23 protein-coding genes are annotated in these 26,033 nt (G+C 44.5%); 6 read left to right on the forward strand and 17 right to left on the reverse strand.

All coding sequences use genetic code 11. The annotated features are described in order from the left end of the window. Positions 1-69 precede the first annotated feature (69 nt). The 5 genes from AC5FX4_RS17180 to AC5FX4_RS17200 form a co-directional block, all read right to left on the reverse strand. Positions 70-1,437, reverse strand: coding sequence for a Gfo/Idh/MocA family protein (locus tag AC5FX4_RS17180; protein WP_493607538.1), 1,368 nt, complete (start codon positions 1,435-1,437; stop codon positions 70-72). A 122-nt stretch (positions 1,438-1,559) separates the two neighbouring features. Further along, positions 1,560-2,633 carry a phosphotransferase enzyme family protein gene (locus AC5FX4_RS17185; protein WP_493607845.1) on the reverse strand — a complete coding sequence of 358 codons (1,074 nt, stop codon included), beginning with the start codon at positions 2,631-2,633 and terminating at the stop codon, positions 1,560-1,562. A 37-nt stretch (positions 2,634-2,670) separates the two neighbouring features. Beyond that, positions 2,671-3,552 (reverse strand): nucleotidyltransferase family protein, encoded by an 882-nt coding sequence (locus AC5FX4_RS17190; RefSeq protein WP_493607539.1) that lies wholly within the window; start codon positions 3,550-3,552, stop codon positions 2,671-2,673. Between the two features lie 91 nt (positions 3,553-3,643). Continuing rightward, positions 3,644-5,077, reverse strand: coding sequence for an NAD-dependent succinate-semialdehyde dehydrogenase (locus tag AC5FX4_RS17195; protein WP_493607540.1), 1,434 nt, complete (start codon positions 5,075-5,077; stop codon positions 3,644-3,646). A 119-nt stretch (positions 5,078-5,196) separates the two neighbouring features. Beyond that, on the reverse strand, positions 5,197-5,832 hold the full coding sequence (locus tag AC5FX4_RS17200) for an NAD(P)-dependent oxidoreductase (RefSeq protein WP_493607541.1): 636 nt from the start codon (positions 5,830-5,832) through the stop codon (positions 5,197-5,199). A gap of 123 nt (positions 5,833-5,955) precedes the next feature. Here AC5FX4_RS17200 and AC5FX4_RS17205 point away from each other — a divergent pair, with 123 nt between their 5' ends. Next, positions 5,956-6,855 carry a LysR family transcriptional regulator gene (locus tag AC5FX4_RS17205; RefSeq protein ID WP_493607542.1) on the forward strand — a complete coding sequence of 300 codons (900 nt, stop codon included), beginning with the start codon at positions 5,956-5,958 and terminating at the stop codon, positions 6,853-6,855. Between the two features lie 102 nt (positions 6,856-6,957). Further along, positions 6,958-8,727 carry a winged helix-turn-helix domain-containing protein gene (locus AC5FX4_RS17210; RefSeq protein ID WP_493607543.1) on the forward strand — a complete coding sequence of 590 codons (1,770 nt, stop codon included), beginning with the start codon at positions 6,958-6,960 and terminating at the stop codon, positions 8,725-8,727. 34 nt (positions 8,728-8,761) lie between these two features. On the opposite strand, the gene AC5FX4_RS17215 is transcribed toward AC5FX4_RS17210, so the two are convergent. The 10 genes from AC5FX4_RS17215 to trmJ form a co-directional block, all read right to left on the reverse strand. Further along, entirely contained in the window at positions 8,762-10,483 is a 1,722-nt protein-coding gene (locus tag AC5FX4_RS17215; protein WP_493607544.1) for an SUMF1/EgtB/PvdO family nonheme iron enzyme, read from the reverse strand. Between the two features lie 430 nt (positions 10,484-10,913). Then, entirely contained in the window at positions 10,914-11,900 is a 987-nt protein-coding gene (locus tag AC5FX4_RS17220; protein ID WP_493607545.1) for a hypothetical protein, read from the reverse strand. Between the two features lie 206 nt (positions 11,901-12,106). After that, the gene (gene fdx / locus AC5FX4_RS17225; protein WP_493607546.1) at positions 12,107-12,445 is read right to left on the reverse strand and encodes an ISC system 2Fe-2S type ferredoxin; all 339 of its coding nucleotides are present in this window, start codon (positions 12,443-12,445) and stop codon (positions 12,107-12,109) included. A 1-nt stretch (position 12,446) separates the two neighbouring features. Then, positions 12,447-14,309 carry a Fe-S protein assembly chaperone HscA gene (hscA, locus tag AC5FX4_RS17230; protein ID WP_493607547.1) on the reverse strand — a complete coding sequence of 621 codons (1,863 nt, stop codon included), beginning with the start codon at positions 14,307-14,309 and terminating at the stop codon, positions 12,447-12,449. Between the two features lie 47 nt (positions 14,310-14,356). Next, entirely contained in the window at positions 14,357-14,881 is a 525-nt protein-coding gene (gene hscB / locus AC5FX4_RS17235) for a co-chaperone HscB (protein WP_493607548.1), read from the reverse strand. Between the two features lie 98 nt (positions 14,882-14,979). Then, complete coding sequence (gene iscA, locus AC5FX4_RS17240) at positions 14,980-15,303, reverse strand: iron-sulfur cluster assembly protein IscA (RefSeq protein ID WP_476290535.1); 324 nt, start codon at positions 15,301-15,303, stop codon at positions 14,980-14,982. 12 nt (positions 15,304-15,315) lie between these two features. After that, entirely contained in the window at positions 15,316-15,699 is a 384-nt protein-coding gene (iscU, locus tag AC5FX4_RS17245; RefSeq protein ID WP_105167480.1) for a Fe-S cluster assembly scaffold IscU, read from the reverse strand. Between the two features lie 52 nt (positions 15,700-15,751). Then, a complete protein-coding gene (locus AC5FX4_RS17250; protein ID WP_493607549.1) occupies positions 15,752-16,966 on the reverse strand; it encodes an IscS subfamily cysteine desulfurase in 1,215 nt (404 codons plus the stop codon). A 24-nt stretch (positions 16,967-16,990) separates the two neighbouring features. Beyond that, positions 16,991-17,482, reverse strand: a complete 492-nt coding sequence (iscR, locus tag AC5FX4_RS17255; RefSeq protein ID WP_476290541.1) for a Fe-S cluster assembly transcriptional regulator IscR — start codon at positions 17,480-17,482, stop codon at positions 16,991-16,993. A gap of 228 nt (positions 17,483-17,710) precedes the next feature. Continuing rightward, positions 17,711-18,436 carry a tRNA (cytosine(32)/uridine(32)-2'-O)-methyltransferase TrmJ gene (gene trmJ / locus AC5FX4_RS17260; protein WP_493607846.1) on the reverse strand — a complete coding sequence of 242 codons (726 nt, stop codon included), beginning with the start codon at positions 18,434-18,436 and terminating at the stop codon, positions 17,711-17,713. Between the two features lie 228 nt (positions 18,437-18,664). Here trmJ and suhB point away from each other — a divergent pair, with 228 nt between their 5' ends. Next, positions 18,665-19,468 (forward strand): inositol-1-monophosphatase, encoded by an 804-nt coding sequence (suhB, locus tag AC5FX4_RS17265; protein ID WP_171627030.1) that lies wholly within the window; start codon positions 18,665-18,667, stop codon positions 19,466-19,468. 47 nt (positions 19,469-19,515) lie between these two features. Here suhB and AC5FX4_RS17270 read toward each other — a convergent pair whose 3' ends face one another. Together AC5FX4_RS17270 and AC5FX4_RS17275 are read right to left on the reverse strand one after the other, a co-directional pair. Continuing rightward, positions 19,516-20,355 (reverse strand): substrate-binding periplasmic protein, encoded by an 840-nt coding sequence (locus tag AC5FX4_RS17270; RefSeq protein WP_493607550.1) that lies wholly within the window; start codon positions 20,353-20,355, stop codon positions 19,516-19,518. Positions 20,356-20,415: 60 nt separating this feature from the next. Next, the gene (locus AC5FX4_RS17275) at positions 20,416-22,212 is read right to left on the reverse strand and encodes a GGDEF domain-containing protein (RefSeq protein WP_493607551.1); all 1,797 of its coding nucleotides are present in this window, start codon (positions 22,210-22,212) and stop codon (positions 20,416-20,418) included. Between the two features lie 245 nt (positions 22,213-22,457). Between AC5FX4_RS17275 and AC5FX4_RS17280 the strand changes: the two genes are divergently transcribed. From AC5FX4_RS17280 to AC5FX4_RS17290, 3 genes are all read left to right on the forward strand, one after another. Beyond that, on the forward strand, positions 22,458-22,811 hold the full coding sequence (locus tag AC5FX4_RS17280) for a hypothetical protein (RefSeq protein ID WP_493607552.1): 354 nt from the start codon (positions 22,458-22,460) through the stop codon (positions 22,809-22,811). Positions 22,812-22,914: 103 nt separating this feature from the next. Then, entirely contained in the window at positions 22,915-24,285 is a 1,371-nt protein-coding gene (locus AC5FX4_RS17285; RefSeq protein ID WP_493607553.1) for a TolC family protein, read from the forward strand. Then, positions 24,285-26,027 carry an efflux RND transporter periplasmic adaptor subunit gene (locus tag AC5FX4_RS17290; protein ID WP_493607554.1) on the forward strand — a complete coding sequence of 581 codons (1,743 nt, stop codon included), beginning with the start codon at positions 24,285-24,287 and terminating at the stop codon, positions 26,025-26,027. The genes AC5FX4_RS17285 and AC5FX4_RS17290 overlap by 1 nt, the downstream gene beginning before the upstream one ends. Positions 26,028-26,033 lie beyond the last annotated feature (6 nt).

Here is a 26,033-nt window from a genome sequence, read left to right on the forward strand (position 1 = left end):
AGCATAAGCGATGGCTCAAACTCTTTATCTAAAAATAGTTTAGCACCGCTGAAAACTAAGTTGTTATCGTTAAACATTAACTATTTCTAATGGCTTTGCACTTTGCCAATCACCCCGCGTAAAATCAGGTATGGTCACCGACTCACTACGATTGGCTACTGACTGAGCCGATAACGGTGAAATAACTGACCAAGCGGCGCCATCATACACATCCTGATCGAGCGGCTCACCATTGCGTAAGCAATATATCATTCGCCAAAACATCAAAAAGTCCATGCCACCATGTCCCCCATTTTGCTGTGCCTCTTGGCCCATGCGTAGCCATAATGGGTGATCGTATTGTTTGTACCAATCCGCCATTTCGTAGTCCCATTCGTGAAAACTCTTATCACTGCCCGACTCGAGCGCGATACGATTAGGAAACCCTGCAAACACACCATTTGTACCTTGGATCAAATTGTGTCTCGAGTACGGTCGAGGTGTGGTCGTATCATGCTGAACTAGGATGCTGCGGCCTTTTATCGTCTTAATCATCGTGGTATTCATATCACCATTAATATAGTTGACTTGGTTACGCTGATGCGCCGCTGAAAATTCACGTTGCGCATAGGCCGCTCGACCTAATGCGGGGGAACTCATTGAGGTAAGATAGTCAAAGCGATCACCCCGGTTAATATTCATATACTGAGAAACCGGCCCAAGGCCATGCGTTGGATATAAATTACCATTGCGCTTGGTGTGCCAATCAGTCCGCCAAGACCCGGTTTTATGTTCAACCTCTTTCATCTGCCAACGCAATTCGTGAATATAGGCAGCTTCGCCATGTAAAAGTTCACCGAACACACCTTGGCGAACCATATTCAGTACCATCAGTTCATCACGGCCATAATTGACGTTTTCCATCATCATACAATGACGTTGCGTTCGTTCTGCGGTATCAACTATTTGCCACATTTCGTCAACGGTTAACGCCAGCGGCACTTCGACAAATGCATGTTTATTACTGTTCATGGTATCGATCGCCATCGGCGCATGCCATCGCCAAGGCGTTGAGATGATCACAATATCTATATCATCTCTCGCTAACATGTTTTGATACGCCAACTCTGCACCGTGGTATAAAGCCGGTTTATCCAAGCCTTTGTCTTGCAAAAAGTTAGCTGCGCGATTGAGTACTTCATCATGCGTATCACAAATAGCCACTATTTGCGTACCCGCTATGTTGCTCATGCGTTTTACATGACCATAACCACGTTGCCCTACACCAATAAAGCCTACTCTCACAATATCGAGTTTTTCTGTGATCAACCCCATTACAGAGTGGCCCTGGCGCGTTGGAGACCAACTATCTGTGCGACTCGCACAACCAGATAACGCGACGCCAGCGGCAGTAGCACCAGCCACTTTGATAAAGTCGCGACGATTCATTTTCTTCATTATTATTTTTCCTTAATCGATACTTCATCGCGGTACGCTACGTGAAGCATATTTCATTGCAACTTGATTGCGACCAAAGAGGATTAAGGGGGAGAAATAAATAGGGGCGCTAATGCGCCCATTTAGAACTGGCTAAGAATACCCTTGAGCACTTGCTCTTTAGCCAGCACATCTTGATACAGCTTAAATTGATTACGTGCGCGTTGTAAGTTGTGTTGTTCACGGTGAACTGCAAAATAATTATCGCCATCCAAATAATCGGTTAAAAAGCGCAATCCAATCATGAATGGCATTACCTTTGCGCCTAATAAGAAACTTTGCTTCTCCTGCTCAGTCAATGTACCTGATAGCGGTTCAACATATCCCTTCACGATGGCTTTAAAAATTTCTTCGCGTACAACCACTTTATCAAGAACCTGAGAATCTTCAGCTTCCGGTGAGCAAAAAGTACGAACCATATCACCAAAGTCAAATAACCAATAACCCGGCATGCAGGTATCCATATCAATCACAGCTTTGCTTTGGTTTGTTTTATTACAAAACAACATGTTGTTGATTTTAGTATCATTATGGCATGGACGAAGTGGAATAGCGCCAAGTACAGACTGTAGTTCATCGGCCAAGCCAAATTGCGACTGGCAAAAAGCAATTTCCGCTTCGCACAGCTTGGCACGATCATGTGCATTTTGTTGTAAAGTATGCTCAAAGGTGGCTACACGCTTTGCTAAGTTATGAAAATCAGGAATAACATGATGTAACTGCTGCGCTTCAAAATCTTCTAGCGCGCGGGCAAATTGGCCAAATGCATTGGCGGCCGTTTGTGCCTTAGTGCTAGAATCAACAACGTCTTCACTGTAACTACCGCCAATAAATTCAAGCGCTCGCCAAATGCCACCAGCATGCTCAACGAGATAATTATTTTCTATTGTTGGCAAATGCTTGATGATATTTAAACCGTACTCACCACTATCAGCTTTATTTGATAGGTGTTGCTCTATGGCTCTGGCATTTTCAACCAGTTGTTCTGGGTTAGGAAACACATCAGTATTCAGTTTTTGCACCACCACCGCTTGCTTACCATCTTTGAGTAACATGGTGGTATTGATATGACCATTTCCTATTGGGTTCATCACAGGCTGCTCGCCATCGAGTCCAAATTGCTGTGATAAGTGTGCAGCTACCGCACTATTTTCCATACTAACCTCATTGCTTAGCGGCATACTCGTTAAGCATTCATTGCTTGCGTTGTTCATGTATTTTTCTCGCTACCGCTAATAGTTCTTCTTTATAGGTTACACCAAACCAATGATCCCGCGCTGAATACACAGCAACCTTTAATCTACTGGATACAATGCTTTGCTCAACACAATTCGGCAAATAATACTCTTTTTTGACATCGTTGTCATAACCTTCTAGAAACTCGTAAAATCCTTTTTCTAGGTCAGTCAAAAAAGCGGGAGTGATCCCCCAAAATGTCATCGATGCTAAAGCCAAATCCGGCAATCCATATGTTTTACCATTGTAAGTGCCAACGATCCCTGCTTCGCTCTGGTAAATGTTGGTATATTCCGCCACGCGTTCCAGCTTGTTATTATTGAGTTGGCAAATACCTCGATTAACACCACCTTGATCTGACAGGGTATTTTTTAAAGGATAGGCTACCATTGCCATTTCATCCTGATTTTGCTGAAAATGCGCCATTAATTGTATATAGGCTTGAGGACCATAGTAGTCATCGGCGGTGATCACTATCGCAGGTCCCTGGATATGGCTTTTTGCACTCAGCAGGGCATGCCCTGTCCCCCATGGCTTGTTGCGCATCGCAATACAGCGAGCGAACTTCGCCGGCACGTTATCAATAGACTGATGAACTAACTTCACTTCTAAGTCCGAGGGTAAGCGAGGCAATATTGCGCGTTCAATCGTATCTTGCACTGCGTCATTGATCACTAAAATTACCGTTTTCAGGCCAGCTAAATAGGCATCTTGAATGCTCAACTCCATGATGGTGCAATCAAGCAGCGGCAGCGCTGCAATTTGTTTACCGCCGCCAAAGCGACTCCCTAAACCTGCTGCAAGTATCACCAAAACAGGTTCATTCTTTTTCGTTTGCAACAGTTCGCTCCTTATAACGGCAATGACAAATAGACAGGCGCGAAAGTGTAACTTGCTTTATGACTAATGAAAAGTCATTGCAAAAGTTGCGTTAATCAAACTTTTGACATAGATATTTGATGTCCAAATACTCTTCTAAACCCTGATGTGCCCCTTCTCGACCAAGACCGGATTGTTTTACGCCACCAAAAGGCGCAACAGGGTTAGAGATCATCCCTTCATTAATCCCAACCATGCCGTAATTTAGTCCCATGGATACTCTGTGGATCTGTGATACATCTTGTGAGTAAAAATATGCCGCCAACCCTTCATCAACGGCATTGGCGATTGCTAAAGCTTGTGCTTCATTTGTAAATGACATCACACTGACAACCGGAGCGAACACCTCGCGGTTGGCAATATCCATGTCCTGTGTCACCCCTGTTAATATGATCGGCGCCATAAATGAACCTGACTGCTGCTGCCCTTGATAAGCCACGGTCGCGCCTTTGGCAATCGCATCATCAACCAATGCTTGCGCTTTTTGTTTGGCTTGTAATGTGATCAAGGGACCAATATCGACACCTTCATTTAAGCCATTACCCACAACTAACTGCTCGACGGATTTGATCAGCCGCTCTAAGACTGCCTGCTCGCAGCTTTGCTGAACCAAAATGCGGTTTGCCGCTACACAGGTTTGCCCAGCGTTTCTGAATTTGGCAGCCATTAACCCTGTTACCGCATGTTCAATATTGGCCGAGTCGAAAATAATAAATGGCGCGTTTCCACCGAGCTCCATTGACGTTCGTTTTATCGTACCAGCACATTGTGCCAGCAAGATCCGGCCAACCTGTGTGGAGCCTGTAAACGTCAATTTGCGAATATCAGGGTTTTCGCACAAAGGCTTAATCAGCTGCGCAGAATCTGTGGTGAGTAGTACTTGAAACGCACCTTTTTCCATGCCAGCTTGTAATGCAAGTTGCGCCAATGCGAGTGCAGACAAAGGCGTTTGCTCTGAAGGCTTGAGAATAAAACTACACCCCGCCGCATATGCGGGTGCCACTTTACGGGTGATCATCGCCAAGGGGAAATTCCACGGAGTGATGCCAAGCACCACCCCAACACCTTGTTTCACAGTGCGTAATTGATGCTGGGTATCATTGGCGGGAATAATTTCGCCGTAGCTTCTTTTCGCTTGCTCTGCATACCATTGAATGAAGCCCGCTGCATAGTCGACCTCGCCCAACGCTTCTTTGAGTGGTTTACCCTGCTCTTCTGTTAACAAGCGCGCTAGAACCGTTTTGTGTTCAATGACCAGTTCATACCAACGCTGTAAAACATGACTGCGCTGAGCCGCACTGGTTGCCTTTAACTCTTCAAACGTCTCTATTGCGGCATTAAGTGCTCGCTGAACGCCCGCCTCATCCACCTCGGATAAATGCGCTTTTTGGGCTTGTGTCGCTGGATTCAACACCGAAAAATGCATTTGTCCCTGATATGCTTCTCCCGCAATCAGTGAATGTTCCAATTTTGCTAGTAAACTCATGACCCAACCTCTTAAATAAAAAAACCGCAACATTCACTGCGGTTTATTGTTTATTTAACTCTTGGGGTAATACTAATCCTAAAACCTTGTAACAACAAATATCTGAGGCATTAGCAATATCAATAAGCAACGCTAATACGTTGGCGGTGATAAAACTGATTTTGCACTTCGTCAATGAGTGCTTTGGCATAGTCTTGCACCGACACAGTGCTTTTGCCATCACTGTCTAGCAATAATTTATCGCCGCCTATTCGATATGTGCCCGTGCGCTCACCTGGAAATATTTGCGCAGCAGGACTGACAAACAACCAATTCAACATGCTGTGCGTATTTTTGAACACCTCTAACGCTTGCCCTTGTGCAATCGCCTCATCTTTATATTCCTTTGGAAAATCTGGCAGCGACAACAATGTATGCCCCCCCTCAACCTGTAAACTTCCTGCTCCCCCAACCCAAATCAGGCGCTCAATGCCTATTGCGGGCAACTCCTTTAACAGGCGCTCTGCAGTACTCGCCACAATCTCATGATTGCCTTTAGCCCTGCCGCCTATCGAACTGATCACAACATCAGCGCCGGATACCGCTTCTTCTAACCCACCTTGAGCCAGCAAATCAAACGCATGAACTGTGACATTAGGATGGTCTATTTCAGGGTACTGGCGGCTTATTGCACGCACTTGGTGACCTTGCGCTAGCGCTTCATTGACGATAGTCGAACCTATCCAGCCCGTTGCACCTATCACTGCTATTTTCATCTAATTCTCCACATTTTGAACTGTATTGTTGAAAGTGGTGACATTATCTACAAGAGAGAAATTGTAATAAACACCTTCATTTGAATATAATTAGTTCAAAATAAGAAACAAAAGAACTACCCAATGGATAAACTAGAGGCATTGAAAAGCTTCGCAGAAGTTGCCAACACAGGCAGCTACACGCAGGCCGCTGAACAATTAGGCATTAGTCGAGTTAAAGTCACTCGCCAAATAAAAGAGCTGGAAGATTGGTTAAACATACGCCTGCTGCATAGAACCACCCGTAAAGTAAGCCTAACCGCGCCGGGAGAAGAATTAATAGCGCAGTGCGAACGCGTGTTACATGAAGTGTCTCAATTAGAACGCATTGCCGATAGTCACAACGAAGAACTCATTGGCGAGATCCGTATCGCCAGCCCCATCGGCTTAGGTCAAAATTTACTTTACAAGGCGCTAGTTCCTTTTGCCTCACAACACCCCAAAGTGCGTGTTCAATTGGTGATGTCTGACAGCAATGCGCAATTAGTTGAAGAACATATAGACGTGGCATTAAGGTATACCAATCAGCCCAGTGATACGCTCATTGCACGTAAATTGATGCATATTGATAGCGCACTTTGTTGCTCTCGAGAATATTTACAGAAAAATGGTCCTCTTACCTCACTAACACAGCTCACGGAACACAATTGTCTTGTACACATACCTCAAAGAAGCTGGACTTTTGTTGAACAAGGGCAGTTAAAAAGCATCGACGTTAACGGTAACATTAAAGCAAACGATGTCTCGGTACTGATCAATGCCTGTATTGATGGCCTTGGTATTGCTTATCTACCTTGTGACTTAGCCAATCCGCATCTGCAATCAGGCAAGCTGGTTCAGCTCATGAAACACACCGTATTACCGAGCATGTCGTTATGGGCCGTATATTTGTCTAGAAGCTATCAAAGACCCGCCGTACGGGCATTTATTGATCACCTTGCCAATCAGTGGCAAACAGATATAAAAGCGATTGATAACTTGTAGTAAACGAACATCATTGAAGTAAATTCACCGCTTTGTTGAATTGTCACAAAGTGATACTCTGCGCATTACAAACAATCATCATTTAACCCATAACCTTTCAAAATGAAGTTAAGTTTTGCACAGTTTCAGTTCGACCTTGAACAACAACTCCTAACAGAGCGAGGCAACATAGTGCCGTTAAATGATAAAGCCACACAATTGCTGGCGCTGTTTTTAACACACCCTAACGAGCTGCTGAGCAAAGCACATATATTAGATACGGTATGGTCAGATCGAGTGGTATCCGATCAAGTGATTTTTCAAAACATCAGCCAATTAAGAGCGCTTTTCGGCCCTGATGCAATCAAAACGTTCAGTAAAAAAGGTTATCAATGGCGGCTTGATGTCGCACCTTGTCAACCTGAAGCCACCGTGCCAAAAGCAATAGCTCAAGTAAAAGCACCTATACAAACGCCTGCGCCCAAAAGTCCCTTCAAAATTGCCATTTTTCTGTTCATTGCAGGCTTACTGAGCTTATTAACATGGGGATTCGTCAGCCAACATAAAAACGCTTCAGACACAGCATATGAGCAAGTAACACTTGCCAACTTACCAAGCCTAGATAGCCAGACTTTAACGACCCTCAAAGCGCGTACTTTGTTTGATTCTGCCACTGATACTTGGAGTAAATACGCCAATCATAAGCAACAATGGCTGATTGGTAGCGTGTGGTACCCAATGCAATCTGGGGGCGCGCTACGCTTTCATATTCAAGGGGAAAAAAGACGATGGCAAGATCATATCTTTGCGCCTAATCAACAAATAGCTGCTGAGAAATTAGCACAGTTGCAAACGATGCTGGCAACCACGCACTATTTTACGCTTGATAATGACATGCAAGCATTGGCACAACTGCAAGTACTCATTGACCAAAACCCACAAAATGAGCTGCTTATGCAGCAACTCGCACAGCTTTATTTCAATCTAAATGAACTTGATACTGCCAGTGCAGTTGCTTCTGATCTCATTAAAAATGCCTCATCTGAACTACGCCAAGGGCTATCGTATTTATTAAAAAGCAAAATAAGTCAATGGAATAGACAATGGCCACATGCGCAAAGCGATATCAATAATGCGATAAGCTTATTTCGCCAGTTAAAATTACCGCACCTTGAAGCACAAGCATTAATTGAGTCATCGTGGTTATATCTCGTTGAACAACGCTTTAGGGAAGCCATTAGCATTTTGAATCAGGCTGTCAGTAAAGCCAGAGTAGGTAACGAGCGGCAATTAGAAGTCACGGCTCATCTCACGCAATCCTTTATGGCTTCTAAATCTGGGCAAACCGAACTCATGTATGCCCAGTTAAACCTAGCTAAAGAGCTCATCCAATTACATCAACTCGCCAGTGTTCACCAGGTACCTGTGCTCAGCCATTTAGCTTGGATTGCGAAGACACCTGACGAAGCGCTTATCTATAATTTGCAATTGTTAGACATCCCCTACGCAGCTGAATATCAATACGATTTCTACAACGCGGCAAAGCATGCAAGAGACACATTTATCAGCAAACAGCAATGGCAAAGTGCATTAGACACGATTAAACCATGGCAACGTTCCTCATTTACCTTGCTCACGCAAGCACATGTAGCCGAGGCCCAAAATCAAACTAATAACGCGATTGAACACGCACTCAATGCATATAACCAAGCACTACTTGCACATCATAAAATAGATGCACTTGATGGGGCATTGTTGTTAGTGAAGCTCAATACCAGCGTGAATAATCAAACCGAGGCCAATAAATTTATTCAGTACATCAAAACCAATGCCACCCGAAGGTGGCGCAGCCAAAATCAACAACTAGCAGAAATTGTACAAAGCAGCACTTAATAATGGGCTGCTCAATAGCAATATTATCACGTCTTTAAAGCTCGATAGGTTGGAACGCAAGCCACCCCAACGCCCAGTAATCAAACCCAGTTCGCTGCACGGTAAGCTCTAATAGGTGTTGTCCTTTTTCCAAATAAAGTTTGTGTCTATCACCTTGTTTATCATCAATGTCACTATCGTAACTTACGCGCTTTATGAGTTTGTTGCCTATCCAGAGCTTAAAAAACTCACCATTTTGGCGGCTATTACCTCGGTAATTGAGCTTGTACCAACCTGAGTGATCAACATGGATTTCAAAATGAACCGTCGAGACCAGCTGCTCATGTAAATGATTCACTTTGGAGAGGTAATAAAACTCAGGCTCAGCCTCTTTAGCTTTTCGATGTCTAGCCCAAACATTATCTAATTTGATTGCATCACGCATGTCAAAGCGACCTGGGATCTGGACACGCTTTTCTCGTGCTATAACCACCGCAGGAGTCGGTAAGCTCTCTAGTTCATCTGTTTTTGAAACAATTCGAAAACTTCTCCCCTCATCAGTCCCTGAAACCGAGGTCGATGCCTGATCTGCCGATACTGTTTTGATTTTTTCATAATGGTTTTCGAAAAATCCACCAAGCAGGTGCCCATAACGTGTTGTAGAGCGATAAATATCATATGCGATGATTTTCCTATCGTGACTAGGTTGCCAGCGTAATGTGTAGCCACCGTCTGAGGTCGATAACAACTGCACACCTTTCGGCGCGTGAGGAAGCGTTGGCCGTGTTGCCAAACGATGTTGTTGTGCGCTGAGTAAGTCTTTTTCAAACTGAACAGTAGAGCTATGGATTTTCGCGCTATGGCCACTTTTTGCCAATCTAAACCCCATCATGGACCCAGCTGTCCAGCCAACTCTTTTATAACGACCTCTATCTTGCGAAGGCTGTGGTGGGAAGTGCCAGCTACTTCCTCGGTGGCCGATAAACTCACATTGCTCAATATCCAATTCTTGCTCTGTTCTAGCCTGATAGCCTTCGTAATAGCAACTACCAAGCAACTGTGAAGTATTGCCTGCCATATCATAAAGCCCAAACGGATTGGGACGATATAACCCCGTTATAGAAATATACGGTTCGCCATCATCACAATTAGCGTGACCGATAAAACCAACATAACTCGCACCATAAGTTTGATTTGGGTGATATTCACCAGAATGATCGGCAAAATTACCATACAAGCATGCTTTGCTCATATCAAAGTCATCGCCCCAAAAGTAGCGACTCGTGGTGTTGGCCTTTAACGCATACTCAAACTCTTCTTCAGTTGGTAATCGGTATTCGCCGTCCGTTTTCTCATTAAGCCAATCAATGTAAGCCTTGGCTTCTCGCAAATTCATACAAGTGACGGGTTGATATTCACTCTTTAAGTAACGATTTTTATCCCAACGTGCAGTGCCGATGTCATCGGGTCCAGACAACCAGTTCTTATCTAGCTTATCCTTACAGTTCGCTTCAATCGGAAAATTGGTGTCTTCTACAAATTTTCTAAATTCAGCCACTGTAACCGGGTATTTGGCCATTTGAAATGCCTCTACGTAGACGTGATGCATTGGACTTGCCGACTTATCACCAATATCACTGCCCATCATGAACTCACCTTCAGGGATATTTACCATCGCGGGCGCAATAAAATCACTGGCAAAGCTAGGAATGCTTAAAGCCGCGCAACATAAAACCACCGACAAAGTTAATTGCGTACTCAGTTTTTTATTCCTCATATGTACCTCGTTTTTAAAATCGCCTTCAAGGTACTTAGAGCGAAAAGACAAAGCCTCTGATTATTCAATAAAATAACTGAAATTTTTCTATTGAAAATATAGTGCTTATTTTCAATAAATTAAGTGCAATAAATTACAAGTTAAATATTCCGAAAAGCAAATGGCTGGGCCTGATGAGCTAGACATAAAAAAACCACAGACTAGGCTGTGGTTTTTAAACATAGGTGGCTAACCTTTAATTCTCTTTTAAGGTTATTCAACGTTGGTTTTAACTAACTTGCTATGCATTAGCTTTATAGAAGCCTCTCTAGCAACAAACCAAATTCAAATAGATATTGCTATGCTTGTTCAACTTAACTGAGAGGTTTGTCTACCAAACAAGCAATGCACCTTAAAAGGTTAAAAACTTTGACTTAGACTAATGCTCAATTTAGTCGTTCGCGCGCCAGTTATTCGGTAGGTCATCACCACGTCTTGGCGTCAGAAATATTTGATACTGAATATCAGTCTTATCACTATTATTATCAAGTAGATAATAATCATCGTTATTGTAATCTATGATGTTAGGCAGCCATGGTTGATCGCCTGCATACATCAGATCATTGTTCGAATCAGAGGTGTGCTGCACGCCGAATACGTGAACAACTTCATGTATAAGCGCATGCTCGAAGTAACCACTATTATCTGTAGTCGTGGCGAGTTGATTACGCGCACAGTCGTAGGATGGCTCTAGCCCTGCATTATGGAGGTAGATACCAACGACGTGGCCTCCCGCAGTAGAAGCATCACCACAAGTCCTTTGATGTGACCCTTCAAAGTAAACAACGTACAACTTGTTTGGGTTGTACCACTCAGTTTGTTTCAGTTGTGCCTCAATGGTGTCGCGCATCTGCCAGTCTGATTTCATCAACTCTTCATTCGTTGAATCTAGTGCCCAATAAGTAATATCTACATCTCCGTTATCCTGCATATCCAGGTTAAGGCTCTGACCTCCTGAGATGTAACTAAACCAATTATTAGCCGCCAGCACTGAAGTTTGTATCTGGTAACTCTTATCGCGTTCGAGATCTTCATTACCAGAAGGGACTGCATATACGATGTGAACACTGTATGAGTCACCTGTAGTATCTGGTTGATCAGTCGTAACTCGGGTATATGTTTCTGGTACTACTGGCTCAGGTTCTACCGGCTCAGGTTCAGGTGTTACTGGTTCGGGAGGCGGAGTGGTCGTACCCGCATCACCACCTGTACCTTCACCTGTGCCAGTTCCAGTTCCAGTTCCAGTTCCAGTTCCAGTTCCTGCATCAATACTTGTACCTGCATCAACGTCTGCACCCACTGCTGTACTCGAATCAGCTCCGCCACCACAAGCAGTTAGACCGAGCAAAGATGCGCAGATAATTGATAACTTCTTCATTTTATTTATTTCCTTTGCTTTTTATAATAATAATATTTTTCAATGTGTTATGAATTATATACTTTGGAACTTCAAAACAGAAATTTTACATTCCACTTGTTTTCAGGGCACTTATGTTAATACCGGCTCAAGCGTTGTAATTCACCAGCATGAAAAAAGGGCAATAACTATCTAGAGTTATTGCCCTTTTTTAAAATCGAGGCCGATTAATGTTCTTCGTTAACAATGTTTAAGTTGTACTTTGGAATTTCAACCACTAAGTCTTCATCTGAGATCACCGCTTGGCAACCAAGTCGAGATTCAGCTTCTAAGCCCCATGCTTTATCTAGCATATCGTCTTCAAGCTCATCGCTTTCTTCTAATGAGTCAAAACCCTCACGAATGATCACGTGGCACGTTGTACAAGCACATGACTTCTCACACGCATGTGGAATACTGATGCCGTTTTTAAGCGCTGCGTCTAGTACCGTTTGCCCTTTTGGTGCTTCAATAGCGGCCCCTTCAGGACACAGCTCTTCATGGGGTAAAAAGATGATCTGTGGCATATTAAACCTCGTCTACCGACTGCCCTTGCAGTGCTTGTTTGATTGATACATCCATGCGGCGTGAAGCAAATTCACTGCTTGCCGCGTCTACTTTTTCTATAGCGTCTTTAATTTCATCTGGCGATTTTGCCTGCTCTCGCACATTGGCTAGTAACGTCATTTGCTCACGCAGCAGCGTTAACTCTTGCTCATTCAGTAATGCACTGTCGGTAGCAAGCGACGCTTCCAGGGCCTCAAGCACACGCAGCGCTTCAACTTGCTGCTCTTTAAGCATACGCGCTTGCATGTCTTCTTTGGCATTACTCATTGAGTCTTTAAGCATTTGCGCCACTTGGTCGTCAGATAAGCCAAATGATGGCTTCACTTGAATTTCTGCTTGTACACCTGTCGACTTTTCCATCGCAGAAACGCTTAGCAAACCGTCAGCATCGACTTTAAAAGTAACGCGAATATGTGCCGCCCCTGCAGCCATTGGTGGAATGCCTTTGAGGCTAAATTTAGCCAAAGAACGACAATCATCTACTAACTCACGCTCACCTTGCAATACATGCAATGACATGGCCGTTTGACCGTCTTTAAACGTGGTAAATTCTTGCGCACGCGCTACAGGAATGGTGGTGTTACGAGGAATGATTTTCTCGACTAACCCACCCATGGTTTCTAAACCAAGAGACAGTGGTAAGACATCCAGTAGCAGCATATCTGAATCAGGCTTATTGCCCACCAAAATATCCGCTTGGATAGCCGCACCAATCGCTACAACTCTGTCAGGGTCGATTGAGGTCAATGGTTTCTTCGCAAAGAAGGCTTCAACTTCTTCACGAATAACTGGCATACGGGTTGACCCCCCCACCATGACCACTTGTAAAATTTCTTCATTGCTGACACCCGCATCCTTTGCCGCTCGGCGACAAGCTCTGAGGGTTTTCTTAACCAATGGGCTCACTAACTCAGCAAACTCAGCGCGTGTGATAGTCACCGTGTGGCTTTGCTCGCGCAGCTCTAACTTCACATTCACCGTTTCGTAGCTACTAAGCGCTTCTTTACATGCTTTGGCTTTGTTGATGAACAAACGTAGTTCTTTGGCGTTTAAATCGTTAATACCGGTTTGCGACTTGAATACATTCACCAGCACGGAGTCAAAGTCATCACCGCCAAGACTTGAGTCGCCGCCTGTAGCCAGCACTTCGAATACACCTTGGTTAAGACGCAAAATGGAAATATCGAACGTACCACCACCTAAGTCATAAACGGCAATCACACCTTCTTGACCTGAATCCAGTCCATAGGCAACAGCTGCTGCCGTAGGCTCATTTAACAGGCGAAGTACTTTCAATCCAGCAAGCTCTGCTGCATCTTTCGTGCTTTGACGCTGTGCATCATCAAAATAAGCAGGCACCGTGATCACCGCACCTTGTAGCTCTTCCCCAGCAAAACTTAGTTCAGCTCGGTTGCGTAAACTTTTTAAAATTTCCGCTGACGCTTGCACCGGACTAATTGGACCCGCCACCGTGCTAATCGCAAGACCACCATCGGCTACTACGAATTCATACGGCAGTTGACCATAGCTTTGCTCGATTTCTTGTGCCGTTTTGCCCAAGAAGCGTTTTACCGAGATCAAGGTATTAGTTGGATCTTCAGCTGAAGCTTGCTGTGCAGCACTGCCTACCACTACGTCATCCGCTTGATAGCGCACCACGGAAGGTAACATCACTGAGCCGTCAAAATCAGCGAGTGTTTTCGCTTCGCCACTTTGGACCGTAGCGACTAACGAGTTAGTGGTACCTAAGTCTATACCGACTGCTAATTTGTGTTCGTGTGGTGCCGCGCTCTGCCCCGGCTCAGCAATTTGCAATAATGCCATAATGCTCTTCACTGTTGAGGCTCACAACAACATGTGAGCCACTAAAATTAATCAAATAAACTATCTTCAATACGCGCCAGTTCTTCGCGTAGCTTGTAAACAAATTTGAGCTTACGAATGTTGTCAGCCGCTGAGTGTAAGTCCTGCTCATTGTCGCTGCTCAATTGCGCAGCGAGTTGATGACTAAACTGTTCATCAAGTACTTTGATCTGTTTTTCAAAGTCTTCAATGGCAGCGTCTACGTCGTGACTGTCAGACAACTCTTCAAGCGCTTCACGCAGCTCCATTTGCTGCATTAAAAACATCGGGTCTTGCAAAGTTTGTTGCTCGGCGCGAATATCCACACCGCGCTCACTCAGCATATATTCAGCGCGCTTCAGCGGATGCTTTAGTACAGCCAAAGCATCATTGATCTCCGCTGTTTTTTGCACCGCAAGGAGTTTCTCTCGCTCGCTTTTACCTGCAAAACGATCAGGGTGAACAACGCGCTGTAATTCTAGGTAATGCTGGTTTATTTTTGCAAGATCAACATCATACTGTACTGGAATATCAAACAACTCAAAATAACGCATGTTCGTTCACTTCACTCTGGGTGCGTGCAAAAGCGCACGGCAAAAAATACGACAAAGCCCTACCAAGGCAGGGCTTTGAAAATCAACCTATGCGGCCGTTAAACCGTAAAGCTCTCGCCACAGCCACATTCGTCTTTTTGATTGGGGTTGTTAAACTTAAACCCTTCATTAAGACCTTCTTTGGTGTAATCAAGCTCAGTGCCGTCGATGTAAACTAGGCTTTTTGCATCCACAATCACTTTGACGTCTTTATATTCAAAAACTTCATCGCCTTCGTCTAGTTCGTCAACGAACTCAAGTACATATGCAAGACCTGAACAGCCCGTGGTTTTAATGCCAACACGTAAACCTATGCCTTTGCCACGATTGCTCAAAAAGGCTTTAACTCGGTTTGCCGCTGCGTCTGTCAATGTCACTGCCATAGTTCTTTACTCTTACTTCGCTTGTTTACTTTTATAGTCTGCAATCGCTGCTTGAATAGCGTCTTCTGCCAAAATTGAGCAGTGAATTTTTACTGGCGGTAATTCAAGTTCAGCACTGATGTCGGTATTTTTGATGCTTGCAGCTTCGTCTAGTGTTTTGCCTTTTACCCACTCTGTCACCAGTGATGATGAGGCAATCGCACTACCGCAGCCATAAGTTTTAAACTTCGCGTCTTCGATAATACCTTGATCTGACACCTTGATTTGTAGTTTCATTACGTCACCACATGCAGGCGCGCCTACCATGCCAGTCGCTACACTTGGATCGTTTTTATCAAGCGACCCAACGTTACGTGGGTTTTCCACGTGGTCAATTACTTTCTCACTGTACGCCATAACTATTTCCTCACTTTGTGTTTATAGCTCGGGGCTACAAACAAAAACTTGCTTAATGATGTGCCCACTCAACGCTATCTAGGTCAATGCCCTCTTGATGCATTTCCCAAAGCGGAGACATTTCACGTAAACGACCGATTGACTCTTTGATTAGTTTGACGGTGTAATCAATGTCTTCTTCCGTTGTAAAACGGCCAATGCTGAAACGAATTGAGCTGTGTGCTAGCTCATCGTTACGGCCAAGCGCACGTAATACATACGATGGCTCTAAGCTTGCTGACGTACAAGCTGAACCTGATGATACGGCAATGTCTTTCACTGCCATTAACAGCGATTCACCTTCAACAAAGTTGAAGCTGATGTTTACGATGCCAGGCACAGACTGCTCAATTGCACCATTGAAATACACTTCGTCCATTGACATAACACCGTCGATAAGACGTTGACGTAGTGCACTGATGTGCGCGTGGTCTTTCTCAAAATCTTCTTTAGCGATACGGAACGCCGAGCCCATGCCCACCAACTGGTGTGTCGCCAGTGTGCCCGAACGCATACCGCGCTCATGACCACCACCGTGCATTTGTGCTTCTAAACGAGCACGAGGCTTACGTCGAACATATAAAGCACCAACGCCTTTAGGGCCGTAAACTTTGTGGCCAGAGAAAGACATAAAGTCAACTTTCAATGCTTGTAGGTCGATTTGCACCTTGCCCGCACTTTGCGCCGCATCGACATGGAACATGATCTTACGTTCACGACACATTTCACCAATGGTCGCGATATCTTGAATTACACCTAGCTCATTGTTTACGTGCATTACGCTTACTAAAACAGTGTCTTCACGCATCGCTGCTTCAAGCTTTTTCAAATCAAGTAGGCCGTTGTCTTCAACGTCCATATAAGTCACTTCAAAACCTTGACGCTCAAGCTCACGACACGTATCAAGTACCGCTTTGTGCTCAGTTTTTACGGTGATGATGTGCTGGCCTTTTTTCTTATAAAAATGCGCTGCACCTTTGATTGCCAAGTTGTTTGATTCTGTCGCGCCAGAAGTAAATACAATTTCACGTGGATCAGCGTTGATCAAATCAGCGATATCATTACGCGCTTGGTCAACCAACTCTTCTGCCTGCCAACCGAAACGGTGCGAGCGTGAAGCTGGGTTACCAAAGTTGCCATCCATAGTCAGACATTGCATCATTTCGTCTGCAACGCGCTGATCAACCGGAGTGGTTGCTGCATAATCTAGATAAATCGGTAATTTCATTTGTTTCTCCGCTTAACGTCAACCTTACAGCTGACAGCTCACTTGAATATTGTCTAATTGCTTCATCGCACTGTTGACGCCGCTATCTTGGCGAGACGCTACAGACTGCACCTCAGAATTTGCGACTAACTCAGCAAGGGAAATATTATTTAAAAATTCTTCAATACGAACACTTAAGTCCGACCAAAGTGTGTGGGTTAAACAGCGCATGCCACTTTGGCAGCCGCCCCCTTCGCCATGACAGCGAGTTGCATCAACAGATTCATCGACGGCGTTGATGACATCACCCACAGAGATTGTTTTGACGTCACGGCCTAATAAATAGCCGCCGCCAGGACCACGTACAGATTTCACTAACCCATGTTTACGTAGTCGCGCAAATAATTGTTCAAGGTAAGATAATGATATTTCCTGACGTTCTGAAATATCAGCCAACGGGACAGGGCCAATTTCTGCATGCAAAGCAACGTCTAACATTGCTGTTACCGCATATCTACCCTTAGATGTCAGTTTCATTGATGCCCCCTAGCTTGCTTACCAAGCCGCAAATTTTAATTACCTGACTAAGATAGTCAAGTATTACTGACCCATTTGTCACTAAAGTCTAAAAATACCCGAGTAAATTACTCAAGTAATACGTTCATTGTAATTACCTGAGTATTTTAGTCAAGTATTATTCTGCGCTTTATAGCACTGGAAAAACGGCTAAGCCCCGCCAAAAAAAGCGCGGCTAAGAAAGCCATTTTACTTATTGGTTGATTTGTTAATTGAGGTCAAGATACCGCGTAGAATATTCAGTTCTTGATCTTCGGGACGTGCTCTATTGAATAGACGCTTCAGTTTTGTCATCACCATGCCTGGGTGTTGCTTGATGATAAAGCCAGTTTCATTCAAGGTGCTTTCTAAATGCTCATAGAATAATTCCATTTGCTTGGCACTTGGATAAACCGCGTCATCAACTTCAGGCTGTGCATCTTGGCTATCTAAAAACGCCATACGCGTTTCGTAAGTGAGCGTTTGTACCGCCATAGCAAGGTTCAATGAACTGTATTCAGGGTTAGCTGGAATGCACACATGATAATTACACAGCTGTAGTTCTTCGTTGCTTAAACCACTGTTTTCACGACCAAAAACTAACGCCACCGGCCCGTTAGCTGATTCTTTAACCAGCTTTTGCGCACATTCTCTTGGCTCTACCATCGGCCAAGATAAAGTACGCGAACGCGCACTGGTGCCAATGGTCAGCGCACAGTCAGCAATTGCGTCAGATAATTCGTTCACAATCGTCGCATTACCTAATACATCCGTTGCACCGGCAGCCAAAGCACTGGCATGACTGTCTACTTCACATGCTGGATCTACCAAGTATAACTTTGATAAACCCATGGTTTTCATTGCGCGTGCAACTGAACCAATATTGCCTGAGTGAGAGGTGTTTACTAATACAATACGAATGTCTTCTAATGCCATTGAAAAACTTGCCCTGAAAAACTGACCAGAAAAATAATGGCGCAGTTTATCACAGCCAAGGTTGGTCTCCATAGTAAATTTAATGCAGAAACTAATTCCCTTTCCAGAACAGTGCGGTATAAAAAACAACCAACTTTATTTGCTCGAGGTTATTTACTTTGTGATAAAAATCGCTAGAATACGCCGGCTCAAAACGAATATGTTCTTTTACAACCCAAAGGTAATGCTATGCATCCAATGTTAAACATTGCGGTACGCGCTGCGCGTAATGCAGGTAAAGTGATCTTACGTGCATGTGAAGATTTATCCAAAGTCGAAGCTCAACAAAAGGGCACTAACGACTTCGTAACTAACGTAGACAAAGACGCTGAAGCCGTCATCCGTGATACCATTCTTAAAGCCTTTCCCGAGCACTCACTTGTGGGTGAGGAGTTAGGTGTAATAGAAGGCAAAGATGCTGATTACCAATGGGTTATCGATCCGCTTGATGGCACAACTAACTTCATCAAAGGCATTCCTCATTTTGCTGTTTCTATCGCCTTAAAAGTGAAAGGTCGTGTTGAACAAGCTGTTATTTACGATCCAATCCGCAGTGAGCTGTTCACCGCGTCACGTGGTCAAGGCGCGCAATTAAACTCTAAGCGTATTCGCGTTACAAAAAGTACTGAAATTGCAGGTTCTGTACTTGCAACAGGCTTCCCATTTAAGCAAAAACATCACATTGATGCGTACACAGAAGCGTTTAAAGCACTGTTTGTACACACTGCTGATATTCGTCGTGCGGGTTCTGCAGCGCTTGATATGGCTTATGTTGCCGCGGGCCGTGTGGACGGTTTCTTTGAAATCGGTCTTAAACCGTGGGATACTGCGGCAGGTGAACTACTGGTTAAAGAAGCCGGTGGTATGGTAATGGACTTTGCAGGTGGTGCAGGTTACAACCAAAGCGGTAACATCATTTGTGGTGCACCTAAGTTGTGTCAGCTTATGGTTAAAGAAATTCGCCCAGTATTAACTGAGTCACTATTACGTTAATCACGTGATAGTATAAAAAGGAGCTACGGCTCCTTTTTTTGTGCCCGTCATTTATTACTGTCTTCACTTTGCACTTTAACTAGCACAGGCTGAAAATAAGGGTTTTGTAATTCAAGCACTTTGGTGTTTTCATCGAACGGCAGCTGCGACAACATGCTTGCAAAGTAGCGCTCAAATAAAGCATCGAATTGACCACTCGCTTGTAACTTTTTCAAACCAACCGTCAGTGCATCAGCCAGCTTAGGCTTTTGCTTATTCACAAAGAAGTAGAATGCACTGGGGTAATGTAAGTAAATGCTGGGTAAAATGACCAAATTGCCGCTACTTTGTGCGTCAATTTCAGCGCCAATCTCAATAAATGAACGCGGAAAATAATCAAGTCGTCCCCGAGAGACCATTGCAAACATAGCCTGATAATTGGCCATGGGTCGAACTGTTAAGCCATTATGGCCCAGAATTTTGGTATCAGGCCAGTCATGCCCCTGCACTGCGGTTAACTTACTCAGCTTTTCAAGAGAATCAATGTCAGCAAATTGCGCTATATGCTGCTGGTTAACTAATAATGCGCGTTTGCCAATAAACCCCTTAAACAAAGGGACAGGGATCGCCGTGGCGATATTCTCTCGCTCTGGACTGGTCATACTCCAATGCAAGTCGACCTTACCATGACTGAGTGCAAGCAGCGTTCTTTGTTGATGAGGATGAACTTTAACGTGCTCAATATTGACTTTGTAGTTGGCGGCTTTAAGCGCCATATCAAGCAATTCATACAGATACAGGTCACGGTCGTACAATGCCCGTTGTTCTTTTGCGACATAAATGGTGTCAGTCGCCACTACTGATTCAGCCCAACTACACAATAGGCACAGAAATACGAAATATCGCATCGTCCTGTTCCAAATCTGTTTTTGTTAACGCTACACCGAGCCGAGCATTTACTCAAGCTTTTACGCTGAACACTCCGCTTCCTCTTGCAAACGTACCACTGAAACACTAGGTTTACGACGATTGCATACGAATAAATAGCTATTGCGATAACGCTTCGCTTCTTTTTTTGCATCGGTCGCCAACGCCGCAACCTGATGACTGTTTTTACAACTTTCTATATCAGGGCGCACCAAACCAATTGATAGCGTCAGCAACGGTACAAACTGCTTTTGCCCTTCACGGTTAGTCGCCCAATAGCCACCCGCTTTGACGTGTTCAGGTGTGAAAAATGCGCGAGATTGCTGTTCAAATTCATTAATGATGATATGGCAAAGTCGCTCGGCATCGTCGCAGTCAAACACCACCATAAAATCGTCTCCACCTATATGCCCAACAAAACACATGCTATGTTCGCATGCCTTCACCGTCACATCTGCCAGTAATTTGATCACACTGTCGCCACTGGCATAGCCATACAAATCATTAAACTGCTTGAAATGATTCAAATCGATGTATGCCAAAGAAAAGTCAACTTGCTTCTTCAACCTCGTTTCTATTGCTTCGTTGATAGCCACATTGCCGGGCAACATCGTTAATGGGTTGGCATGTTGGGCATTGCGGATTTTCTCTTCCGTGATGTGTTTAAGAATATCCCGAAGCGGAGCTAAGCCTAAATATCGACCCTCACGGGTAATAATAATATGACGTCGAATATCAAACTCTTGCTCCGTGATTTGTTGGCTCACTTCATCGAGTGAGGCATTTTCATCCACAACAAGCGGTTGTTTGTCCATTAGTTCAATCACCGACTTTTTCGCATACAAGGCATGCCCATATGGCGCGGCAAATACTTCAGTGAGCTGATCACGGTGCAATAACCCAATCGGTTCTCGAGCGTCATTGACGACGGGTAAGCTCGTTAAATCTCTGTTCGCTTCAAAGTTTTTGTGTGCATCTTTGCACTGAGTAAATTGGTGTATCGCTGACTGTGATTGCGTTAACCAGCCAATGGCAACGGAATTATCAACAACGTTTGGTCTGGGGGTTAAGTTAAAAGCGGACCACTGACTTGCTTCTAAATCAATCGTAGGTTGTGATTCTGGGTATGCGAATAGATAACCTTGTGCGTTTACAATACCCAATTTTTCAAGCAAAGCCAGTTCTTCAACCCGCTCAATGCCCTCAGCAATGACCTCGGTGCCTGTCGCTTTAGCTAGCTCTAAAATAGACTTTAAAAATTCTTTTTTAACAATGCTTTGGTCGCAATAATCAATGAAATAACGATCAACTTTGACATACTCTGGACATAATTCTGACCACTGCTTAAGTCCAGAATAACCGGCCCCTAAATCATCAATCGCAATGCTAAAACCCAGTCGACGATAATGTTCAATGGTTCTGAGCAATAAAAAACCATCATCCACTTTGTCCTGCTCAGTGACTTCAATCACCACACGATTTGTGGCCAAGCCATATTTTTCGGTAATATGCAGCGTTTCACCTCGCGGGTGGCTGGGGTCCAATAAGGTACTTGGGCTCACATTTAAGAACAATTTACCTGGCAAATCCAAAGAGACAAAGCGCTCCACCGCGCGCTCACGACACAGTAATTCCAATTCAGACAGTTTGTTATATTTTGCTGCAGCTTCAAATAGTTGCGCAGGCATTTCTAGGCACTCAACACCCCGACTCAATGCTTCAAACCCAAGCACCGCTTGCTGACTGATGTCATAGATGGGCTGAAATAAAGTATTCACACTACCGTGCTCTAATATTTGTTGTAATACTTGTTTTTCTAGCTCTACCGCTTTACTCACGCTTATAACCAACTGACCAAATAATAACCCAACAAACTAGCAAGACTTTATGACAATTTTGTGGCAAACAATTACTCTGTACCGATATTGATTTATTAATATGTCACCGTATCAAGCTAACCCAAAGCATGAATAAGCGTCGATAATTTGACTGCAAGCCCGCCCCACCTGCTCTGTATCGCTTAATTATTTACTTGGCACAATAATTGGCTTAGCATAGAAGCAATTCATTTTTCAGGTTCGTTATGTTTAAGTCGTTGTCCAAAGTATTTGTTGTGTTTGCTATTTTGCTTGCCTTCACGGGTCAAGTATTCAGTGCAACCATGATGCCTTGTGACATGACCTTGGCCGATCATCATGCCATGATGAACATGACAGCTGACACGATGTCACACGATAAGATGGGCGCTTCAAGTACCATGGATTGCTGTGATACTGACTGTACTTGCCCACCAAATGCTTGCACTTCTTTCGTGTTTTTAAACCCTTATTTTCCTAGCCAAATGATTTCGATATCACATGGCAGCATTGTTGAGCCACTACCAAAACACCCGGTGGCATCTATCTCTTCACTCTATCGTCCACCGATTTTCGCCTAACCTAGGATAGGTGCGCCTAAAATTTGTGCGCCCATAAACTGCTATTTAATCGTTTTCACGCTTAACGCGAATTAATTCAATCCAGTTAAATCTGGGGACATATATGAAACAGTATTTATCCACGATCACGGTGCTTTGTGTGCTCATCGCACCGCTATACGCCAAGGCAAATACGCAATCGTCGGTCACACTAGAAGACGCGCTAGATACAGCGCAAAAGAACGACCCATGGCTACACGGCAACCAATTACAGCAACAAGCAATGGAACATAAAAGTGTCGCAGCCAATACCTTACCCGACCCCAAGGTATCCGTTGGCTTGATGAACTTACCCACCGATGGCTGGGATTTTGCTCAAGAAGGCATGACACAATTTAAAGTGGGGGTATCACAGATGTTCCCGCGAGGCGACAGTTTGGCTATTCAGAGCAAACAGTTATCTCTTGCCGCTTCACAGTTTCCGCTGCAAAGGGAAGATAGAAAAGCCCAGCTGATTAGCACTGTCACTCAGCTCTGGTTAGATGCCTATCTAGCACAAAAAACCATTGCGCTGATCAAGCAAGACAGTGTGCTGTTTGAGCAAATGGCCGAAGTTGCCAAAGCGAGTTACTCAAGTGTGGTGGGTAAAACTCGGCAACAGGATGTCGTTCGCGCTCAATTAGAAATGGTGCAACTGGAAGATAGGCTTACCGTTCAACAGCAGATGCTAGAAACGGCACTCGCTCAGCTAAACGAATGGCTATATCAATTTGATGCACAGCAGTTGGCGCAACCCATGCGCTTTGATAATCAAAAACCGGTGATCTCAGTCGCGCAAGTATTACCGAGCATCAAGCTAGCTTTTGCTGAGCTGCTAAAGCCTGAGCACTACGTGCGCCATGAACTTGCCAAACTACTGCTTAATCACCCAGCAAACCGCGCTATTGACATTAAACAACAAGTAGCTGAACAAGGTATCGCCTTGAGCAAAGAGCAATATCAACCACAATGGGGTGTAAATGCCAGTTATGGTTATCGTGATGATATGCCCTCCGGCATGAGTCGTGCCGACCTATTTTCAGTGGGGGTGAGTTTTGATCTGCCATTGTTTACAGAGCATAAACAAGATCAGCAAGTTGCCGCAGCCATTGCCCAATCGCAAGCGGTACAAACCGATAAACTGTTAATGGTCAAAAAGATGATAAGTGCGGTAGAAAAAGAGCTAAGACAGCTAAACCGCCTGTCAGACAGACAAGCTCTTTACAAAGACCAACTATTACTGCAAACCCATTACCAAGCTGAAGCCGCTTTAACTGCCTATACCAATGATGACGGCGATTTTGCCGAAGTGGTGCGAGCACGTATTGCCGAATTAAACGCACGTATTGCCGCCCTGAAAATTGATGTCGACGCGTTAAAAGTAGTGGCACGCATAAACTACTTATTAACTCAATCAAGCATCATAACAACACCAACAGAACAGGATCTAAACTAATGACTTCTAATCAAAAAACCATCGTCGCTTTATTGGTCGGCGCTGTTCTGGGCGCTGTTGTGATAAAAGCCATCCCCGGTGATACACCAAGTGACACGCAAGCAGATACAGCCAAAGAAAAACAGCCGCTTTATTGGGTTGCACCAATGGACTCAAATTATCGACGTGATAAGCCCGGCAAGTCACCTATGGGCATGGATCTCATTCCCGTTTATGAAGAAAGTAACAGTGCTAATGATATAGGCCCCGGTGCGGTGACAATTGCGCCGCATGTAGTCAATAACTTAGGCGTGCGTACCGCGTCTGTTGAACTCGCTCCCATGCACACGCAAATATCGACGGTGGGTTACGTGCAATACGATGAAGATAACTTGATCCACATTCACCCTCGCGTTGATGGCTGGATAGAAAAGTTATATGTCAAAGCTGCGGGCAATCCGATCGAAAAAGATCAGCCACTTTACACGCTCTATTCTCCACAACTGGTAAATGCACAAGAAGAGCTACTACTGGCACTCAAGCGCAACAACCAAGAACTGATCGCGGCCGCCAAAGACAGATTAGCAGCGCTACAGCTTTCTCAGTCTTTTATTCGCCAGCTGGAAAGAACACGTAAAGTGCAGCAAACCATTACTTTTTATTCGCCGCAGTCGGGGGTCATTGATGGCTTAAAAATTCGTGAAGGGTTTTATGTTAAGCCCGGCACGACTTTAATGAGTATCGCAAAACTGAGCCAAGTGTGGGTAGAAGCGGAAGTATTTGAACGCGACTCAGCCCTAATAAAACAAGGTTTGCCTGTGTCGATGACGCTAGATTACCTGCCGAGTAAGCAATGGCAAGGTATGGTCGATTACGTGTATCCGGCTCTCAATAGCAAAACCCGCACATTGCGAGTCAGACTCAAGTTTGACAATCCAGACTTCGAACTCAAACCCAATATGTTTGCGCAAGTGACCATCAACGCCAACCAAGATGAGCCCGTTATTTTGGTGCCAAAAGAAGCTGTTATTCGTACCGGAAAACAAGATAGAGTGGTGCTAGCACTCGGAGATGGTCAGTTTAAGTCGATTGCCGTGAGTATTGGCCGCGTCGGTGAGCATAAAATTGAAATATTGGAAGGGTTAACCGACCAAGATACGGTGGTTACATCCGCGCAATTCTTGATTGATTCCGAATCAAGCAAAAGCTCTGATTTCAAACGTATGAGCCAAGTGCAAGCGCCAAGCTCCGTTTGGATGCAAGGGGAAGTGAATAACATCATGGCTGGCCACCGTATGGTGAATATCACCCACGATCCTGTGGAAGCTTGGGACTGGCCAACGATGACGATGGATTTTGATGTCGCCGAGCAAGTGGATATAAACACCTTTAAGACGGGTCAAACACTACACTTTGAAGTGACGAAAACCGATGACGGTGGCTACCTGCTGACCGGCATTCATATTATGTCTGAACCATCAGATACGCCTGATGTCGCCAGCGCTACCGTGGATGGCACCATTAACGCAATTGACACCACAACGCGCGTGATGAATATCAGCCGCGGCGCCATAGAAAAATGGAACCGCCCTGCAGCCACGATGGACTTTGTTATTGCCCCAGATATTGCGCTTGAGTCGTTTAAAGTTGGCGACAACATTACCTTTACTTTTGAGGTTGGTGATGACTTTGTGGTGGTGGCATTAAACAAAAAAATGACCATGGAGCAAACCGACCATAGTCAACATATGAGCCACGAGTAAGGAGCA

It is taken from the genome of Pseudoalteromonas sp. ATL1 (assembly GCF_058933015.1).